Annotated in this window: 1 protein-coding gene; it reads right to left on the reverse strand. The window is 61.8% G+C overall.

The genetic code is table 11. From position 1 onward, the window contains the following. A partial coding sequence (locus CO666_RS33455) for a Ulp1 family isopeptidase (RefSeq protein ID WP_245436929.1) occupies positions 1-534 on the reverse strand: 534 nt, incomplete at both ends.

The following is a 534-nucleotide window of genomic DNA, read 5'->3' on the forward strand; positions in this document are numbered from 1 at the left end:
CCAAAACTCTGCGGGATCGGCGATCTGTGTGGAGGACTCCGGTTCAGCCGCCGCAGCCCCCGCTCGAGCACTGTTGGTCGCGGTGCTCAGACGTCGTTGGAGTTGCTCCCGATCGGCGACGAGGTTGTCGAGGTGCAGCACGGCTGGCCGGTCTCTTCGCGCCAGACGTCTAACGAGCGCCCGCGTGCCGTCAACCACGAAGACTCCGCAATCATAGCCGTTCCGCTGTTGGGTCATGCGGACGGGCTCCAGACGGGTACCCAACCTTTGTGCGAGCATTGCTGCAAACTCGTCGTTCTGGCCCCGGAAGGAGTCATAGTGATAGGCAGCCGGCCCCTCGCGGTTGCGACGGTCAACGAGTAGCAGCGACCAATGGGTGCCGCGGTGATCAGGATCCGAAGCACTGGCATCGCTCACTGGAAGGAACAGGAAGTCGGCTGTATCTCTTCCATTCTGATCATTAACGATGCGCTGGAAAGCGCTCAGCGCGGTGCTCTCATCGCCCAGGCGCAGATGATAATGGGCTATCAGGGG

Origin of the sequence: Rhizobium chutanense (assembly GCF_002531935.1) — a bacterium.
Classification (GTDB): Bacteria; Pseudomonadota; Alphaproteobacteria; order Rhizobiales; family Rhizobiaceae; genus Rhizobium; species Rhizobium chutanense.